The sequence below is a fragment of the Enterocloster sp. OA13 genome, assembly GCF_022440595.1.
GTDB classification, from domain to species: domain Bacteria; phylum Bacillota; class Clostridia; order Lachnospirales; family Lachnospiraceae; genus Enterocloster; species Enterocloster hominis.
In genome coordinates, this window is record NZ_JAKNTF010000001.1 from 407,182 (window position 1) to 425,482 (window position 18,301).

Sequence of the window (18,301 nt, forward strand, 5' to 3'; positions counted from 1 at the left end):
TGGGTTAGTCTGGATTCAGGAGGTGAGGTTATGATATACAATGGGAAATTGATTAAGAATTCGGAAGGTATTAGCCCCCAAAGTACAATAATGTTTTGTTTCCCATATGCAGGAGGCGGTGCCGCTTTCTATGCTAAGTGGATTCAATATTTTGACAAGAAACTTTCGGTTTGCCCCATACAATTACCGGGAAGAGAAGAACGTATTGGTGAGAAGCCATATTTGAACATGCAATCACTTGTAAAAGACGTTGTGGACGCTATTATGAGGTTTGACAATGACTTTATCCTATTTGGCCATAGCATGGGCGGCAAAATAGCATTTGAAGTTGAAAAAATGCTTGAGAACAACAAAAGGGTAGCAAAGTTGGCGATTTTCTCCGGAAGCAGAGTTCCCCATATTCCGGAACCACAGCCGATATCTCATTTGACAGAACAGGAGTTTTTGATTGGCCTGGAACGATATGACGGTATTCCGGAAGAAATAAAAATGGATAAAAGACTGTTGAACTTTTATATGCCGATAATCAGATCGGATTTTATTCTGGATGAAAGCTATTATCCGGATGCCCCATCAAAATTAATATGTCCAGTTTTGGCAATTGGCGGGAATGAGGATAGGGAAGCGACCCTGGCCGATATTAAGAGATGGTCTGAATACACGCAGAGCAAGTTTCAGTATTACCTTTTCAGAGGCGGGCATTTCTTTATAAAAGAAGATGAGGAAAATGTATTAAAGTTAATTCATCAAAAATCTGAGGAGTTTATCAATCGTGAAAATTAAAGTGATTCGTCCTACATTCACTTCACGGCATTGCTTTATGAATAATCTTCCTCCAGAAGAAATACAGGTTTGGATTCTGCGGTGGAGAAGCATGACAGGTTGGATAAAAGAGAATTGGGGAATCTTGAATGAAGAAGAGATAAAGCAATATACATCATATGTAAAGTATGAAGACATAATGAGAGGTGCAATAGGGCGAATCGCTGTAAAAAAGATTTCTTCATCTTATCTTGGCAAAGATATAAAAGATATACAAATTGAGAGAGGACGTTTTGGGAAACCATATCTGTGCTGTTCTGGAAAACGTCTATCTATAAATTACAACCTATCTCACTCGGGAGAGATTGTAATGCTTGCCTTTGGACGTAATGTTCAGGTTGGCGTAGATGTGCAGGCAATAAAACAAATACAGGAATATCAAAGGCTCGCAGAAAATTATTTTTCACCAGAAGAAACAGCAACTGTAATCAGGCAAAATAATATTGAGTCCTTTTTTGAATCTTGGACAGCGAAAGAAGCCTATGTGAAGGCAATCGGCTATGGGCTTTATAAAGATTTCGCCTCTTTTTCTGTAAAAATCGGCGGAACCAGCAGTGAAAGCTACGGAGATCAGATTTGGCGGATTTGTCAAATTGCTGTAGATAAATGTCATAAAGCATGTTTGGCATATGGAATGAGGAATGAGAATGAACTATGGGAAGAAATTGCGACCGGTACAGGAGAAAACGATAGATATCTGGCTGGGAGAAAGGTTTAAAGCAAATAGAAATAAGACCGCTATTGTGGAGGGCATAAATCGTATTACCTATGGAGAACTGGAAAAGAAAATCAACCAGTATGGCTGCTATTTCAAAAGGCGCGGGATAAGCAAGGGTGAACTGGTTGTTTTGCGAATACCGAATGTAAAAGAGTTTGTATTTGGTTTGCTGGGGTTAATTAAAATAGGTTCAATCCCAATTGTTACAAACTCTTTATTTGGTGAGAATGAGTTAAAGGGCATTTTTGATAAGACGGATGCCTCAACATTGGTTTTCTATGATAAGGACGAAGTATCATTAAGGATTCACAAGGGGCGTGCAAGCAGACAGATTTGTAAAATCGCAGTCAAGGATATAGCCGAAGGATTGAAAGAAGACACCGAAAATATCATCGAAGAAAACAAGGAGCTTGACAGCATAGCCCTCCTTATGTTGTCAAGCGGAACAACCGGAGTTCCTAAATTAGTGCCAATCACTCATAGAATGATTTATTGGCATATTTATGGATATAATCAGAAATTCCAGTTTACGTCCTCTGACAGTTATTTAGCTTGTCTGCCATTAGCACATAAGGTTGGGTTATATTCGCCCGGAATTCTGAATGTGTTTTTCGCAGGGGGAAAAGCTGTTTTATGCAGTGACCTGGACTGCGATGATATTTTTGTACAAGTTGAAAAAGAAAATATTACAATTACAGCCTTAGTTCCAACACTGGCGCGAATCTGGAATCAGTATCTGAATCAAGAGTGTGGATATGATTTGAGCAGCGTCAGGAAAATCATTATTGGAGGTTCCTTGGTTGATGAGAGCCTTGTTACAAAATTAATTGAAAAGGTGGAATGTGAGGTCTTACCCCTTTATGGAGCAACGGAAGGACTGGCCCTGTATAGTATTTATGATCGCAGCAATCTTGGCGATGCGGTAGGCTACCATTATTCGGTGTCTGGCTATGAGGAAATCCGGATTATTGATGAGAATGGCATGGACGTACTGAATGGTGAAGAAGGAGAATTGATAATTCGTGGACCATTTACCATTCAAAGTTATTATAACCAGGATGTCAGTATGAAAGATAAGTTCACATCGGACGGATTTTATAGAACAGGCGATAAAGTGAGATGGGATTCCACATATGGATATCAGGTACAGGGAAGGATCACGGACCAAATAAATAGGTCTGGTGAGAAAATAGAACCGAGAGAGATTGAAATATTTATAAGTGAACATCCGAACATTGATGAGGCGGTGGTAGTAGGTGTTGAGGATTTTCTAATGGGAGAAAGAATTTGTGCTTTCATCATGACTGCGGATGAAAAAATTAATTTATCACATATACGAAAATTTCTTATGGAAAAGGGGTTGGCAACATATAAGCTACCAGACCAGCTTGTGAAGATAGATGAGTGGCCTCTTACATCGGTAAAAAAGATTAACCGGGTAAAGCTGCGGGAGATTGCGAATAACACTGCAGGGAAGGAGAAAATATGAAATCGGAGATTACATATGCAGAGCTGTGTCAGATTATAGCAGAGATTGGGGAGTATTCTTATACTGCAGATATAGAAAACATAAATTTGATTGAGGCTGGATTTGAATCCTTAAAGGTAATGCTAATATCCAGTGAGCTAAAACGCAGAGGTATCAATGTCCGCGTTTCTGAATTGCTGAAAAAACCGTATCTGGCGGAATGGTGGAAAATAATAAAAATGCAGAGTGTCAGCGCAGAAAGTAAAAAGGAAGTGGATAGGAGTCGGACGGAAACGATGGAATTTCCTCTTACCGATGTTCAGCATGCGTATTGGGTGGGCAGAAATCCAGATCAGGTGATGGGAGGAATATCGTGCTATCTGTATTTTGAGTTTGAATGTGGGGAAATAGACCGGCAGAGGTTATCAAAGGCGTGGGAAAACGTGCAATACCTGCACTCATCGCTCCGGACAAAGTTTTTGGAGAGCGGAACCCAGGTTATTCAGGATAAACCATATAATTCCAGCATCATAATATATGACTTACAACAATTAGATGAAACAGAAAAGAAAGAGAAAATGGAAGCGGTAAGAAATGAGTACAGTCATAAAGTGTTGGCTGTTGAACGAGGCGAAGTGGCAGTACTCATTTTATCGGTTATAGGCAAGAACAAAACTATCTTGCATTTTGGCATTGATTTGCTGGTAGCGGATTTAAAGAGCATAAAGATTATTTTTTCGGATTTAGAAAAATTATATAATGATTGTTCTTTTGAGAAAACGCAATCGCCTTTTTCTCTTGAAGAGCACATGAAGCATAAAGAAAATGAGGACGCTTACCGAAAAGTGGCCGCTTATTGGAAAGAACACTTTGCTACACTGCCGGAAGCGCCGGAACTGCCATTAAAGAGAGCGTATCAATCGGTAAAGAAGCCGGTGTTTAAAAGAAGAAATTTTATGCTGGAGAAAGCGGATTGGGACAGGCTTGCGGCAAGTGCTGCGAAGAACCAGGTCACACCTGCAATGATACTGCTGACCATTTATACACAGATATTAGAACGTTACAGCAATCAATCGGATTTTCTGATGAATATACCTCTGTTTAACAGACCGTCAGAAGCAGAGGACAAAGTGGCTGATTTTACAAATATCCTTTTGCTTCCGGTAAAGGGCATTGAAGAACGAGGTTTTATTAGTAAAACGAAAAGAATTCAGGAAGCCTTTCTGGAATCGCTGGACTATTCTGCTTATTCCGGAGTGAAAGTAATAAGAGATATACTAAGGTCAAGGCCAACACAAAAGCTTGTGGCGCCAATCGTATTTTCTTGTGACTGCATGGAACCAATCATTACTGATGGGTTTGCAGGGAGTTTTGGCAAATTAAAATATATTTCTTCACAGACACCGCAAGTTTTGATAGATTTCCAGGTCATGAGATTCCCGGAAGGCATTTTGCTTTCGTGGGACACAGTTGAAGATGTATTCCCGAAAGGCTTTATAGAGGATATGTTCAGTGCCTATATAGAATGTTTGAGATGGACTATATCCAATCCTGACAAATGGGGGGAAGAACTTCCTGTAATATCAGAGACAAAATTCGCAGAGAGATATTCAGGCATAAATACAATTGGGGTAAAGCAGAATCTATGTCTGCATGAACTTGTTTTTAGAAATGCAACAGACCGTAGCAGCAAAACGGCTGTCATAGAAGGCACCGGCAGAACCTTGACTTATTATGAGCTGTGCAAAGAAGCGAAGAAATTAGCACGTTTATTACAGCTGGAAGGTGTAGGGCCTGGCGATAAGGTGGCTGTGCGATTGCCCAGGGGAGCAGAACAGATAATATCAGTACTATCAATATTGCTGCTGGGTGCATGTTATGTGCCGATTGGAATGAACCAGCCGGATAAGCGCATCGAAAAGATCGTGAAACGCGCTGATATAAGATATATGGTATCTCATGGCTGTCATTTAAGGTTAAACAGAGTGAATATCATTGATGTGAATGACCGGGCGAAGCGGGAGGAGATATCTGCCAATGAACCAGTAAATCCTTCCAGCAGTGCTTATGTTATTTTCACCTCTGGAACTACTGGAGAACCCAAAGGCGTGGAGATTTCCCATTTTTCAGCCATGAATACAATTTGTGATGTGAACAAGAAATGTGACATCAGTGAAAAAGATAGTTTATTGGCAGTGTCTTCTTTGGAATTTGATTTATCGGTTTATGATATATTTGGAATTCTTGGAACGGGCGGGACTATAGTCTTGCTGGACGAGGCGAGTAAAACAGATGCTGCTCAATGGTTGGATTTAGTTACCAGATACCATATAACCTGTTGGAATTCAGTGCCTTTTCTATTACGGATGCTTCTGGAACAGGCACAGGCTGAGGAGATGAAATTGCAATCCCTTAAAACCGTATTGTTGTCCGGGGACTGGATTGGTACGGACCTGCCGGCAAAATTAGCAGATGTTGCTCCAAATTCTGAATTGACAGCTCTTGGTGGAGCAACTGAAGGTTCTATATGGTCTAATTATTATCAGGTGAAGCTGCCTGTTCCTAAAGAGTGGGTATCAATTCCATATGGAACTCCCCTGGACGGACAGCTATACAGGGTCGTTGACCAGAGGGGAAGAGACTGCCCTGATTGGGTGCCGGGAGAATTATGGATTGGCGGAATTGGAGTGGCAAAGGGCTATGTCGGTGATGAAACCACTACAAATAATAAGTTTGTATCATTTAAAAACATAAGATGGTATAAAACCGGTGATATGGGAAGGTTTTGGAATGATGGAACAATTGAATTCCTGGGAAGAAAAGATACGCAGGTAAAATTCAGAGGGTACCGGATTGAACTGGGAGAGATTGAAGCAGCAATCAACAGGGCGGAAGGTATTAAGAGTTCTGTTGCATGTATCGTTTCGGAAGGCGGCAGTCAAAAACTTTGTGCGTTTATTGTTAAAAACGACCCAGATAGTGAGTTGATTCAGGACGAAACCATAAATCAGTCGATTAGTTCCTATCTTCCTCTCTATATGGTTCCATCTGAATATCAATATGGAAAGTCTATACCGTTGAGTGCAAATGGGAAAGTTGACCGTAAAATGGTAGCAGAATTGTTTTTTAAAGAACGTCAGGCTGTGGCCGGTTACGAAAAACCGCAGGGAGCTATAGAAGAAGAATTAGAACGGCTATGGATAGAAGTACTCGGTTCCACAAAGTATTCAAGAGATATCAGCTTTTTTAAAGCCGGAGGCGATAGCTTAAAGGCGATTATGCTGATTGATAAAATTAAAAAGTCACATTTAGTCAATGGAGATCTCGGGACAGCAATATTAGTGAATGCCCCTACGATTAGAGAACTGGCAAGTCAGATACAAATGATTAATCAGGGTGCAGAGTTGACGATTGATACCATTTAGCTGCAGACAAGGAGAAAAAATTATGGATATCCAAAAGTACATTAATGAGCTGGCAGAAAAAGAAATTGTAATTTGGTGTGAAGGTGATTCCATCAAGTTCAAAGCTCCGAAGGGGGCAATGACAGAGGAAAATAAAAATAAGTTGAGACAGTATAAGTCAGAAGTGCTGGATTATTTAAAAGCACATAATAACTTAGTGTTCACCAGTGATACAAAACGGAGATATGAAAAATTCCCACTGACCGACATACAAAATTCCTATGTTATGGGAAGAAATCGTTTATATGAATTGGGTGGAATTGGTTGCCACGGTTACATAGAAATTGAAGTCAATAGATTACTTGATCCTGGTCAGCTGGAGGTTGCATGGAATAAAGTGATACAAAAGCATGATATGCTGCGGGCAATTGTATCGGCATCCGGTTATCAGATTGTCCAGGAGGCAGTACCTTCAGTGGAAATCATAGTACTTGACGGGCGGGATAAAGATATTAGCGCTGATAAGGAAGAACTGAGAACTGAGTTATCTACGAAGCAGTATCAGCTTGGAACGTGGCCCATGTGTGATTTGGCCTTGAGTATTGAGAAAGACAAAAGCATAATCTATTTTTCGTTAGACATGCTTATTTCTGACTTTGCAAGTATGAATGTAATGCTTAATGATCTTGAAAGGTTTTATGAGAATCCTCATGAAATCATTATACCGACTACGTCTTACAGAGATATTGTTTTATATCAGGAGAAGCGGAAAACATTTAATAGCAAATCAAGGCAGGAAGCGGAAGTTTATTGGAATAAGAAAATATCAATGATGGGAGATGCACCTAACCTTCCGGTTATAGGGATGGAGGACAATCAGGAAGTGAGCTTCCTTCAGAAGAAAGTGTTCTTGAATGATAAACAATGGAAAGCTTTTGTTGAATTGGCAAAATCGTATAATATTACGCCATCTGTGTTTGTTATGGCAGCACTGGCGGAGGTAATAGCAGTTTGGTCTGGTGACAAAAAGTTCTGTATTAACACTACACTGCTCAACAGACCGGAAGTGGCTGAAGATATATATAAAGTGGTTGGTGATTTCACAGATGTCAATATTACTGCCATTGATATAGAGTATAGTGAAACATTTCTGGAAAGAGTGAAAAAACTGCAAATGGATCTCTGGTCTGATTTAGAACATAAAGATGTGTCCGGAGTAGAAATAATAAGACGTCTAACGAAAGAACGCAAGAAAAATGTAATTATGCCGGTTGTGTTCACAAGTACTTTGGGGGTTAGTTCAAAGGATGATACAACTGTAAAAAACAGAATTGTATATAAACTGAGTCAGACTCCGCAGGTGTATATAGACTGCCAGGCCGCAGAAGAAAACGGTGGTGCCACTATTAACTGGGACGTGCGAAATGGTGTATTTGAGGGCTATATAATAGAAGAAATGTTTGGAAGTTTTGCTTTGTTGCTTCAATCTATAGCCGATAAAAATAGTGAAGTTCTTAAGGAAAAATACCCGGTCAGCCTTATGAAGGAAACCCTTGAAATAAGACGTGATGTAAATAATACTTTTAAAAATATTATGCCGGCAATGCTTGAAGATGGATTCCTGAAATCTTTTAACCTTTACCCTGATAAAACGGCATTAATAACTGATGAGGGAGAATATACATATCGTTCACTTGGGGGATATGTGAATGCTGTACTGCGTATTTTGGGCGAGGCAGGAACCCAGGACGGCGATAAGATAGGAATTGATACAAAAAAACATGTATGGCAGGTAGCTGCGGTACTGGCTGCCCTTATTTCAGGAGCGACTTATGTGCCAATAGATGTGCAGCAGCCTGATAAACGCAAAGAGAAAATTATAAGAAGTGCAGATATTAAACTGCTTTTTTCAGAAGCAGGGAATGAGGATTTAGAACAATACTGCAATGTTGTAGATATTCACAGCCTAAAACCGGAACCGACAGAATCGTTGCCTATTGATAAAATAGATTATGACAGGCCGGCTTATATTATATTTACATCTGGAACAACCGGTGAACCCAAAGGGGTTATCATGACTCATCGTGCAACATCAAATACAATTGCGGATGTTAATGAAACATATGCAGTTGGTGAGAGGGATGTATTCCTGGGGTTGTCAAATTTATCATTTGACCTTTCTGTATATGATTTATTTGGCTGTTTTTCAGCAGGAGGAACATTAGTATTACCCAGTACAGATAAAATTAGGGATTCCAAATATTTGTCGGAATTAATAATCAGACATAGGGTTTCTGTAATAAATGCGGTTCCTGCTTTGCATCAGATGATTGTTTCCTATCTTGAATCCGCAAATGTCAGCGTGGATTATCAGGTGAGGCTGTTATTACTTTCTGGTGACTGGATTCCCGTAACCCTGCCGCATAGGATTTACGATCTGTTTGGCGATTGCCGTGTGATCAGCCTTGGTGGAGCCACGGAAGCAGCAATCTGGTCAATCAGTTACGATATTTCTAAAAAAGCAGTATTTACAAAAAGCATTCCATATGGATATCCAATGTCCAATCAAACATTTTATGTTCTAAACAACGAAATGCAGCCCTGCCCTAATGGGGTAGACGGAAGCCTGTACATTGGAGGAATCGGATTATCCTCCGGCTACCTGAAGGATGAACAGCTGAATCGTGAAAAGTACCCTGCTCTTCCGTGGAGTGGAGAGCGCATTTACAGAACCGGGGATAAGGGGTGCTATTTACCAGACGGAGTCATTATTTTTAAAGGACGCGAGGACGGCGATAATCAGGTTAAAATACACGGCCATAGAGTTGAACTGGCTGAAATTAGTTCTGTCTTAAATGAACATCCACTGATTGAAAGGGCTGTCGCTTTAGCGTTAGGTGAAAGCCCGGAGGATTTGCATATTGATGCAGTCATTTCTCCGGTCAGGAAAAAGACTGTGGCATCACCGGCTCTGGACGATAAAGAGGAATATTTGCTCAAGTCCATAAAACAATATTATGAAGAGCAGATGGATCAGGATTTACTTGAAAAGTGGATTAAGAAGTCAGAGGAAGTTGTTTCTGCGGACATATACAACACGTTTAGAAAGCGCGGAATTTTTTCGGATAAATCCAAAGCCTTCAATTTTGAGCAAATTGTAGAAATGATGTCGATACCGGAGAAACTGCACAAATTGACAAAAAGATGGCTGCAGGTATTGGTTAATGAAGGAATTATCACATGTGAAGCCAATGCATATAAAGCTTCTGAGATAAGTACGGATTTAGGTTCTGAAAAGCTTTGGAAGGAATTTTTTGAAATAGAGGACGATTTCCAATACAGCAAGGAGTTTGTTGATTATTTGAAGGAATCGAGTGATTTGCTTCCAGAACTGATTCAGGGAAAAGAGGACCCTCTGAATATTCTGTTTCCAAAGGGAGACACAGACCCGGCGCTGGCAGCTTATCATGACAATAAAGTAAATGGGATGCTCAACAACATTGCTACGAAAGAAATACGTTATCTGTGCGAGAAAAAGAATAAAAAAAGTCCGGAGAAACCCTTTAGAATATTAGAGGTGGGAGCTGGAGTTGGTGGAACCTCTCTCGATGTGATACCCGAGCTTGAAGGCTGTAATGTTGAGTATTATTTTACTGATCTTTCGGTTTTCTTCTTAAATAAGGCACAGGAAAATTTCGGTAAGTATAATTGGGTGAAATACGGGATTTTCAATATTAATGAAGACTTCGTATCGCAAGGGTATGAGGCATTCAGCTTTGATGTGATTTTATGTGCAAACGTGCTCCATAACTCACGGAATATCAATAGTGTCATGAAAAATTTAAAGGGCTTATTATCAGAGGACGCGTCCATTATCATACTTGAGGAAACACGAACAAGTTACCTGTTGCTTACGTCAATGGAATTTAAGGACGGCTTAACCGGTTTTACGGACGAACGCAGCGAACATGACCAGACATTCTTCACACGAAAACAGTGGGAAGATATATTTAAGAGGCATGATGGGCAGCTGCTTTATGAATTCCCTGATAAGGGTAGCAAATTGGACTTAGCTGGACAGACAATATATGTGGTTCGCTTTGCCGGAGAATATGAGCAGTTAGAAAAGGAGGCGGTCAGAGGCTATTTGGAAAGTACAGTATCTCCGTACATGGTTCCAAACCAGATTCTGATTCTTCCGGATATGCCACTATCTGCAAACCGTAAAGTGGATACCAGAAAAATCAAAGAATACTTCAAGAGTTGGGACCATAAGGAGAATATCAAGAAAAAGGACGAGTTGCCCCAGACAGATCTGGAGCGGCGCATTGCCGAAATATGGTGCAAAGAGCTGGGGATTACTTCTGTGGGGAGAAATGATGATTTCTATCTGGTGGGCGGTGATTCTCTGTTAATTGCTCAAATCATTGGGAAGATGATGGAGAACATATCGGAAGCCTCCGGCTGGGAGTGGAGCAACCTTCTGACAGAAATGATGAAAGCACCCACTATTAAGCAGATAGCAGAAAGCCTTTTGAACCATCAAAATGATAAGGGAAATCTTGAGGACCCGTCCTTAATGATTCTGAAAAATAGCAGTTTAAATAATGAGGATTCTGTTGCGAAGGTTTTTTTCCATGCCGGAGCGGGAACCTTAACACCCTATACGGATTTACTGTCTCGCATAAAAGAGGACAGCAAGGACAGTGAAAGCATTATCGGCTTTGTTTTTGGAAATGATGCAGAGTATATTTCTATGGAAACCAGCCAGACCTTCCGGTTGTTGGGGAGGAAATATGGTGAGATATTGGAAAAAATGGGATATAAAAATTATATTCTTGTGGGCCATTGCGTGGGTGGTCTGATTGCACTGGAAACAGCACAATATTTGAGAAATAAAGGAATTTCCGTTTCTGATGTGACGCTGATAAGCACCGGTATTCCAAAGCGGAAAGAGAACACGATTTTAGCGGATGCATCGGATGAGATATTCCGTAATGCATTGCATTCAAGCCTGGATAACGAACTGCTGTTGGAGAGGATTTTTGCAAGAGTGATTGGGGCAGATGCATATAAGGCAGGATATCAGGTAAGCGATGAGCGGTTGCAGCAGTATATAGAGTATATTTCCAGATGTGGAAGTGGTGAAATTACAGTAAAAGCATTATGCGAAACGGGCGGGGAGTATGAAGATGTGGCTGAAGAGTTCCGCCGGCTCGCCAGCTATACAATTTCAGAAAGGTTAAATGCTTTATACCGCACGATTGAGCGTCCAAATGGGGAGTTGATGGAACATCAGCTGAAGATGCTGAATGTACTTTTCCGGATATTCTCACAAAATTTCAGATGTGTGTCCAGTTATATACCGAAGCTTTACTATGGAAATATAAGGATTTTCTGTTGTGAGATTTTAGGAAGCCACTTTTATCCGGGATTTTTTGAGGAAGATTTTGAAACATGGAAACCATATATCAAGGGGAATTTAAAATATAATACAATTGCAGGACAACATTTTGATTGTATTATTGGTGATAATCTGGAAAAGAATATTTCTAAGATTTTAGATTTTAACTATTAACGATTGCCAAAGGGTGCCCATCACCGTATGGACACCCTGGAAAAGGGGCGGAATATGAAGAAAGTCGGGATATTAGGCGGAACTGGTGAAATAGGAAAAAGAGTTGTTAAACTGTTGGAGAATCAATATGAGTTGCTAGTTTCCTATCATTCGGTAAAACCATCAGTTACTGCCCATAACCAATATATCCAATTAGATGTAGATATATCTGATGACTTAGAAAGCTTTTGCAGTCAGTGCAGTATTATCGTAAATTGTGCAGGAGCCTCCTTTGTCAATGGAGAAAAGATTGCAAGAGCAGCGGCTAAATATCACATACCTGTTGTGGACCCTTCTGGTGAGGCATTTTTAGAAGACAGAATAGCAGATATAGAGAACGAATCGGTTTATGTGCTTTCCAGTGGCTTCTTCCCAGGAATGACTGGCCTGTTGATGAAATATTTATGTGAGAGCTTAAAGTCAGTAGATTGTATTATGGGGTTGAGCATCACGAATGAAATTCCGAGCAGATCGGCAATCAAAGATTTTATTTTGACAAATACAGCCGGATTTGGAACTGCATTAAACTATTATGAAAATGGTGAATTAAAAAGGGATGAAACACCAATCTACAGGATTGTAGAAAATAAGGAGTATACATTGCAGAACTACTATACGATAGAATTGCAACGGATTACTCAAAAATATAAACCTGAGAGGGCAAACTGGTATTACGCCTCTTTTGGAGAAGAAATCACGAAGTTAATGCAGGAAGCAGTTATCAAATATGGTTTAAAGCAAGGCGATGAGGCACTGCAGCAAAGTATTGATTCTATTATCAAGCTATTTGAAATGACTGGTGGCTCAACAGCAGCATATAACTATATACATATTGAAGTAACAGGTTCAGATAATAATCAGGGTCACATAAGAACTGCGGACGTACATAGTTCATACAGTAGTGATATCAGTTCAATTATAGCCGCTTATACGGTTAAGGCCCTGGTTGAAAAACAACCGGACTTCGGAATTCATTATGCTATGGATATCGTGGATTTAGAAACTGTAATACATGATTTACCACAATTAAATATCGACCTGGTTTTGACCGATAAAATATTGGAGAAAGAGGAAACCTATGAAGAAGGATCAATCTAAGATTCATCTGCTTGGTAATAAAAACGGTAAAAGAATACTTCTCATACATGGGATGGGATTCAATTGGAAGAACTGTTTTGATAAGGTTCTTCATATATTGGGGAAAGATTATTATTTTATAATTCCGGAGTTGCCAGGCCATAGTGCTTCGTCCAGTGGTGCGGTTACTTCTGTCATTCTTAGTGCCGACTATATCAGTACTGCATTGCTGAAAAAGGGAATTAATTATGTTGATACAGTTTATGGCATTTCTTTGGGAGCAAGTATTGCACTTGAACTTGCACTCAAAGGTGATATAAGAATAAAAAAACTGATACTGGACGGCGGACAATATGAATCTATGGGTAATATGAAATACATATACAGCCTTATTATGGCGTGGCAGATGAAGCGGGTTTTGCATGGAAAGCACATGATGAAGTATATGCAAAAACAAATGGGGTATTTACATAACAATGATGTCCAGGTTCTTCAGCCAATGGGGGAGGCCGGTATAATCTTTGGAACATTATTACAGACAGCTCTTGCAGCTTACAAGTATGATATCCGGAGCAGGAAAGAGAAAATATCAATGGAAGTGGTGATTATGTATGGAGGCAATGAAACATATGCCCCCAATTCTGTTGGTTTAATAAGAAGAGTCAGTATTTATCCTCTTAAAGTCCGTGCCTGTGAGAAAATGGGACACGCGGAGGCTCTGAGCAGGAAACCGCAGATAATCTGCAATATGATAGAAGCATAATGGAGGATTAAAACCATGCCGGAAAAACAGGAAGTGCAGGAATGGTACGGCCGGAACGCCAGGGTTATGCACAGTGACAGTGATTGCTTAATAGAACGGTACGAATGCCAGGGAAAGGGTTTGATTGTTACATATAAAGTATTTGAGGGAATGGAAATGGTATTCATGGAGTTTAATTCCGAAGATGCTTTTATTCCAGTAACCCCATACAGCGAGATTCTGGAGATTACCTGTTGCCGCAGGGGGAGAGTTGTCTGTGAATTTGCAAATAATATATGTGCCCATCTGTCGGAGGACCATTTCTGGATTGGCAGCGGGGAGCATCTGCCAGCTTCCTATTATTTCCCCTTCGGTTACTTTGATGCCGTTACTCTGGTGATTGACGAGAAAAAAATGAGTTTGTCCACGAAAAAGATTATGGCGGATTTTTCCATAGACATTAAGGCGATTGAGGAAAAATTATCATTGAACACTGCATGGTATATCAGCAATATTCCTTCTAAATTACAGCGATTGTTTGATGAAGTCTATGAGGCAAAAGGGAAAGAGAGCACTTGCTACTTTGCAATTAAAACGTTGGAACTTCTTTTCTATTTGCAAAATATTGAACGAAATGACGCTGAGAAGGAACAGTATTATCCCAAAGACCAGATCGAGGCAGTCAAAGAAATCTGGAACTACATGATTACTCATTTAGACGAGGAGCGTTCACTTAAACAATTGGTGAAAGAAAAAAATATGGGGACTACCATGTTTCAAACAATATTTAATCACGTTTATGGAGATTCCCCATATGCATTTTTGAAGAAATACAAAATGGGGATTGCGAAAAAGCTGATTTTAGATGGTGAAATGAAAATTGGTGAAATTGCCTTTTCATTGGGGTATTCCAATGCAAGTAAGTTTTCTGTTGCATTTAAAGATGTCTATGGTATTTTGCCAAAAGATTATAGAAAGCTGAGAAGCTAATAAGAATATGGAGAATAAAAATGGGAAAAGAAATAGAAATGCAGCATGTGACATTTTCATATCAGCATAAAATTCCCCAGCTTACTGATATCAATTTAAATATTAAGGCAGGGGAAACGGTGGTTATAACCGGTCCGTCAGGCAGTGGGAAAAGTTCGCTGACCCGAGTTATTAATGGACTGATTCCTTATTTTTATGAGGGCGATTTAAAAGGGACCGTCAATGTAGAGAAACAGCCCCTTTCCAGTTATCCATCCTGGGAGAGGGGGAAGATTATAGGCAATGTGTTTCAGGATCCACGGAGCCAATTTTTTGCCAATGAGGTGGCAGGGGAGATTGCGTTCGGATGTGAGAATTACGGGTATTCGCACGAAGAAATTGTGGCCCATGTCCAAGCTTCAGCCGATAGTATGGGCATAAATAATATATTAAATTATAATATTCGGAACCTTTCCTATGGAATGAGACAGAAGGTGGCGATTGCTTCTGCCGAAGCAATCGAGCCTGAAATTTATGTTATGGATGAACCCTCCGCAAATTTAGATACGGATTCAACAGAGAGATTGGGTAATACAATAAGGAAACTGAAGGAAAAGGGAAAAACAATTCTGATTGCGGAACATAGACTTTATTACTTGATGCCAATTGCAGACAGGTTTCTGTATATAAAAGATGGCCGCGTTATGCATGAATTTACGCAGGCTGAAATCAGGCAGCTGGCCGCGGAAGAAATCCGTAAGCTGGGTTTAAGAAACCCTGACCTGCATACGGTGACTTGTTCTCATATGCCATTTGAAAATAACAGCGATGTGATTTTAGAAGTAAAAGATTTATGTAAAACGTTTGGCAAATTAGTGGTTGCAGACCATATCAGCTTTTCCTGCAGGAGAGGAGAATCTATCGCTATCATAGGTTCCAATGGGATGGGGAAAAGTACAATGGGAAAAATGCTCTCCGGATTATTAAAAGAAGATTCCGGCCGTGTTACTCTGTTTGGAAATAAAAGCAACATAAAAAAGAGGAGGGGAACGGTCTGGTATATTCCCCAGGATCTCGACAGCCAGTTGTTTGGTGAGGATCTGATAGACGAACTGATACTGGGCAGTAAAGAATCACCGGAAATAAGGGAAAAGGCTGGGCAGATATTAACTGAACTGGATTTGTATGAGTTTAGAGAACAACACCCGTCCACTTTGTCAGGGGGGCAAAAACAGAGGCTCGCATTGGCGGTGGCGTTGATGCATGAAGCCCCCATTATTATCTTAGATGAACCAACCAGCGGCCTTGACGGGGTAAATATGAGAAAGGTAAGCCATGTTATTCAGGAACTTGCTGGGAGAGGACGTACAATTCTGGTGATTACCCATGATGCAGAATGTGTGCTGTCTTGCTGCCAGAGAGCAATCAGGTTGGAAGAGGGGAAGGTGACAGACGATTTTGTGATAAATTCTGCCGATTATCTACTGGAGAAAATGGGGTATTGAGCTATCTGTAAGAGGATAAAGTTGTTGAAATTTCGGGCTATTTTCGGGAAGTTATTTTGAAATGGAGTAGAGAACCGCGGATTTTTTCGTTATAATACACTACAGTTAGTAAAATCTAACTATAGTGCAAATATTATGGAATTGGAGGAGCAACAATGAAACAGGAAAAGAACAAGGAGGAAAAAAGGAAAACAGGAATGGCACGTTGCCTGGAGCTGGCATCAGAACACAAAGGGTTAGTGATTATTTCAGGAATTCTGTCTGCATTGGCGGCAGTATGTTCGTTTATACCTTATCTGTCAATCTATTTTGTTATCAGGGAACTGATTTTGGTGTTTCCGGATATGCCTGCAGCAGATATGCCTGCCATTTTGATGTGCGGCTGGTTTGCCCTGGCCGGCATTGCTGGAAATGTGGTACTTTATTTCTGTGCTCTGATGTGTTCCCATCTGGCAGCCTTTGGAACATTGTATGAACTGAAATTAAACTTTGCGGATCATATCACTGCAATCCCGTTAGGATATCACCTGACCATTGGAAGCGGCCGTATGAGGAAAATTATGGACGAGAATATAGAAAGTATCGAAAAATTTATCGCCCATCAATTCCCGGATTTTGTTGCATCTCTTGTGGCTCCGCTTATTTTAGTCATAATTCTTTTGGCTGTTGACTGGCGTTATGGTGTTGTCTCTCTTCTTGGAATTGTGCTGGCCTTTGCCATTCAATTTTCAGGATTCAATGGGGCGGCCAAAGAGAAGATGCACCGTTTTCAGTCTGCCCAGGAAGATATGAATAATGCATCTGTGGAATATGTGCGAGGGATGCCTGAAATCAAAGCCTTTAATCAGACGGCAGATTCATTTAAAAGATTAAGCAGATCCATAACTGATTACACCTCCTTCATATTGGAATATGCCATGGGGTGGAGGAATTGCATGCCGGCGTTTACAGCGATTATCCACAGCATCTATTTGTTGCTGATTCCTGTAGGTATATTGATTGGAAGAAATGTGACAGATTACAGAAACTACTCCCTAACCTTTATCTTTTATTTGATTTTAGTGCCGGCCATATCTGGCATCTTAAATAAGATCATGTTCATTTCGGAGTCATTTACCCAGATTGACGGCAATGTGGAGCGTATGGAAGAAATTTTACATATACCTGTTTTGCCGGATTACAGAGGCGGCGTCAAGGAGCAGGGGAAGGATATTGTCTTTGATCATGTGAGTTTTTCTTATGAAGCTGAAGCAGATGTGGTTGTTAAGGCGCTGGATAACGTATCGTTTCATGCCAGACAGGGAGAGGTGACAGCAATCGTTGGCCCGTCAGGAGGAGGAAAGAGCACCATTGCTAATTTGATTTCCCGTTTTTGGGACGTGACAGAGGGAAATATTCAAATTGGAGGAGTAGATATCCGTGAAATTCCCCTTGCGGAACTGATGAAGCAGGTTGGTTTTGTATTTCAGGACACATTTCTTTTTAAACAAAGTGTTTTGGATAATATTCGGATGGGAAATCCTGATGCAACAGAAGAGCAGGTTATAGAGGCTGCAAAGGCGGCCCAGTGTCACGAATTCATCGAAAAATTGCCGAATGGGTATCATACGGTAATTGGTTCTTCAGGAATCCGCTTGTCTGGCGGGGAACGGCAGAGGATTGCCATTGCCAGGGCCATAATTAAGGATTCCCCCATCATAGTACTGGATGAGGCAACTGCATTTAGCGATCCGGAAAATGAATATTTAATACAGAAAGCTTTTGAGAAATTGATTAAAGACAAAACAGTGGTTATGATTGCCCACCGACTTTCCACGATTCGTAACGCCGACCAGATTCTTGTTATAGAGCAGGGACATCTCATTGAACAGGGAATCCATGATGGATTAATAGCAAATGGCGAAAAATACACGCAGATGTGGAACAGTTATGTAGAATCAGTCAATTGGAAAATCCATACAGGGAAGGCGGTGTAACGA

At 40.4% G+C, this 18,301-nt stretch carries 10 protein-coding genes; all 10 read left to right on the forward strand.

All coding sequences use genetic code 11. The features are described 5' to 3' along the window. Positions 1–30 precede the first annotated feature (30 nt). The 10 genes from MCJ35_RS01920 (at position 31) to MCJ35_RS01965 (ending at position 18,298) form a co-directional block, all read left to right on the forward strand. Positions 31–783 (forward strand): thioesterase II family protein, encoded by a 753-nt coding sequence (locus tag MCJ35_RS01920; RefSeq protein WP_024739135.1) that lies wholly within the window; start codon positions 31–33, stop codon positions 781–783. Beyond that, complete coding sequence (locus tag MCJ35_RS01925) at positions 773–1,540, forward strand: 4'-phosphopantetheinyl transferase family protein (RefSeq protein ID WP_025483254.1); 768 nt, start codon at positions 773–775, stop codon at positions 1,538–1,540. Before MCJ35_RS01920 ends, MCJ35_RS01925 begins: the two co-directional genes overlap by 11 nt. Further along, positions 1,470–3,029: an AMP-binding protein gene (locus tag MCJ35_RS01930; RefSeq protein ID WP_006567742.1), complete on the forward strand. Its 1,560-nt coding sequence runs from the start codon at positions 1,470–1,472 to the stop codon at positions 3,027–3,029. Before MCJ35_RS01925 ends, MCJ35_RS01930 begins: the two co-directional genes overlap by 71 nt. Beyond that, entirely contained in the window at positions 3,026–6,433 is a 3,408-nt protein-coding gene (locus MCJ35_RS01935; RefSeq protein ID WP_008726745.1) for a non-ribosomal peptide synthetase, read from the forward strand. The genes MCJ35_RS01930 and MCJ35_RS01935 overlap by 4 nt, the downstream gene beginning before the upstream one ends. A 22-nt stretch (positions 6,434–6,455) precedes the next feature. After that, positions 6,456–11,990: a non-ribosomal peptide synthetase gene (locus tag MCJ35_RS01940; protein WP_024739133.1), complete on the forward strand. Its 5,535-nt coding sequence runs from the start codon at positions 6,456–6,458 to the stop codon at positions 11,988–11,990. Positions 11,991–12,044: 54 nt separating this feature from the next. Then, the gene (locus tag MCJ35_RS01945; RefSeq protein WP_008726155.1) at positions 12,045–13,127 is read left to right on the forward strand and encodes an NAD-dependent epimerase/dehydratase family protein; all 1,083 of its coding nucleotides are present in this window, start codon (positions 12,045–12,047) and stop codon (positions 13,125–13,127) included. Next, the gene (locus tag MCJ35_RS01950; RefSeq protein WP_006567737.1) at positions 13,108–13,869 is read left to right on the forward strand and encodes an alpha/beta fold hydrolase; all 762 of its coding nucleotides are present in this window, start codon (positions 13,108–13,110) and stop codon (positions 13,867–13,869) included. Before MCJ35_RS01945 ends, MCJ35_RS01950 begins: the two co-directional genes overlap by 20 nt. Positions 13,870–13,884: 15 nt before the next feature. Continuing rightward, on the forward strand, positions 13,885–14,838 hold the full coding sequence (locus MCJ35_RS01955) for a helix-turn-helix domain-containing protein (RefSeq protein WP_006567736.1): 954 nt from the start codon (positions 13,885–13,887) through the stop codon (positions 14,836–14,838). Between the two features lie 20 nt (positions 14,839–14,858). Further along, positions 14,859–16,322 (forward strand): ABC transporter ATP-binding protein, encoded by a 1,464-nt coding sequence (locus MCJ35_RS01960; protein ID WP_006567735.1) that lies wholly within the window; start codon positions 14,859–14,861, stop codon positions 16,320–16,322. A 155-nt stretch (positions 16,323–16,477) separates the two neighbouring features. Continuing rightward, positions 16,478–18,298, forward strand: a complete 1,821-nt coding sequence (locus MCJ35_RS01965) for an ABC transporter ATP-binding protein (protein ID WP_006567734.1) — start codon at positions 16,478–16,480, stop codon at positions 18,296–18,298. Positions 18,299–18,301 lie beyond the last annotated feature (3 nt).

Excerpts from the sequence above, each read along its gene's own strand:
- MCJ35_RS01920 (WP_024739135.1), top strand. The coding sequence starts at position 31 with ATGATATACAATGGGAAATTGATTAAGAATTCGGAAGGTATTAGCCCC.
- MCJ35_RS01965 (WP_006567734.1), top strand. The coding sequence starts at position 16,478 with ATGAAACAGGAAAAGAACAAGGAGGAAAAAAGGAAAACAGGAATGGCA.
- MCJ35_RS01940 (WP_024739133.1), top strand. The coding sequence starts at position 6,456 with ATGGATATCCAAAAGTACATTAATGAGCTGGCAGAAAAAGAAATTGTA.
- MCJ35_RS01955 (WP_006567736.1), top strand. The coding sequence starts at position 13,885 with ATGCCGGAAAAACAGGAAGTGCAGGAATGGTACGGCCGGAACGCCAGG.
- MCJ35_RS01945 (WP_008726155.1), top strand. The coding sequence starts at position 12,045 with ATGAAGAAAGTCGGGATATTAGGCGGAACTGGTGAAATAGGAAAAAGA.
- MCJ35_RS01950 (WP_006567737.1), top strand. The coding sequence starts at position 13,108 with ATGAAGAAGGATCAATCTAAGATTCATCTGCTTGGTAATAAAAACGGT.
- MCJ35_RS01935 (WP_008726745.1), top strand. The coding sequence starts at position 3,026 with ATGAAATCGGAGATTACATATGCAGAGCTGTGTCAGATTATAGCAGAG.
- MCJ35_RS01930 (WP_006567742.1), top strand. The coding sequence starts at position 1,470 with ATGAACTATGGGAAGAAATTGCGACCGGTACAGGAGAAAACGATAGAT.
- MCJ35_RS01960 (WP_006567735.1), top strand. The coding sequence starts at position 14,859 with ATGGGAAAAGAAATAGAAATGCAGCATGTGACATTTTCATATCAGCAT.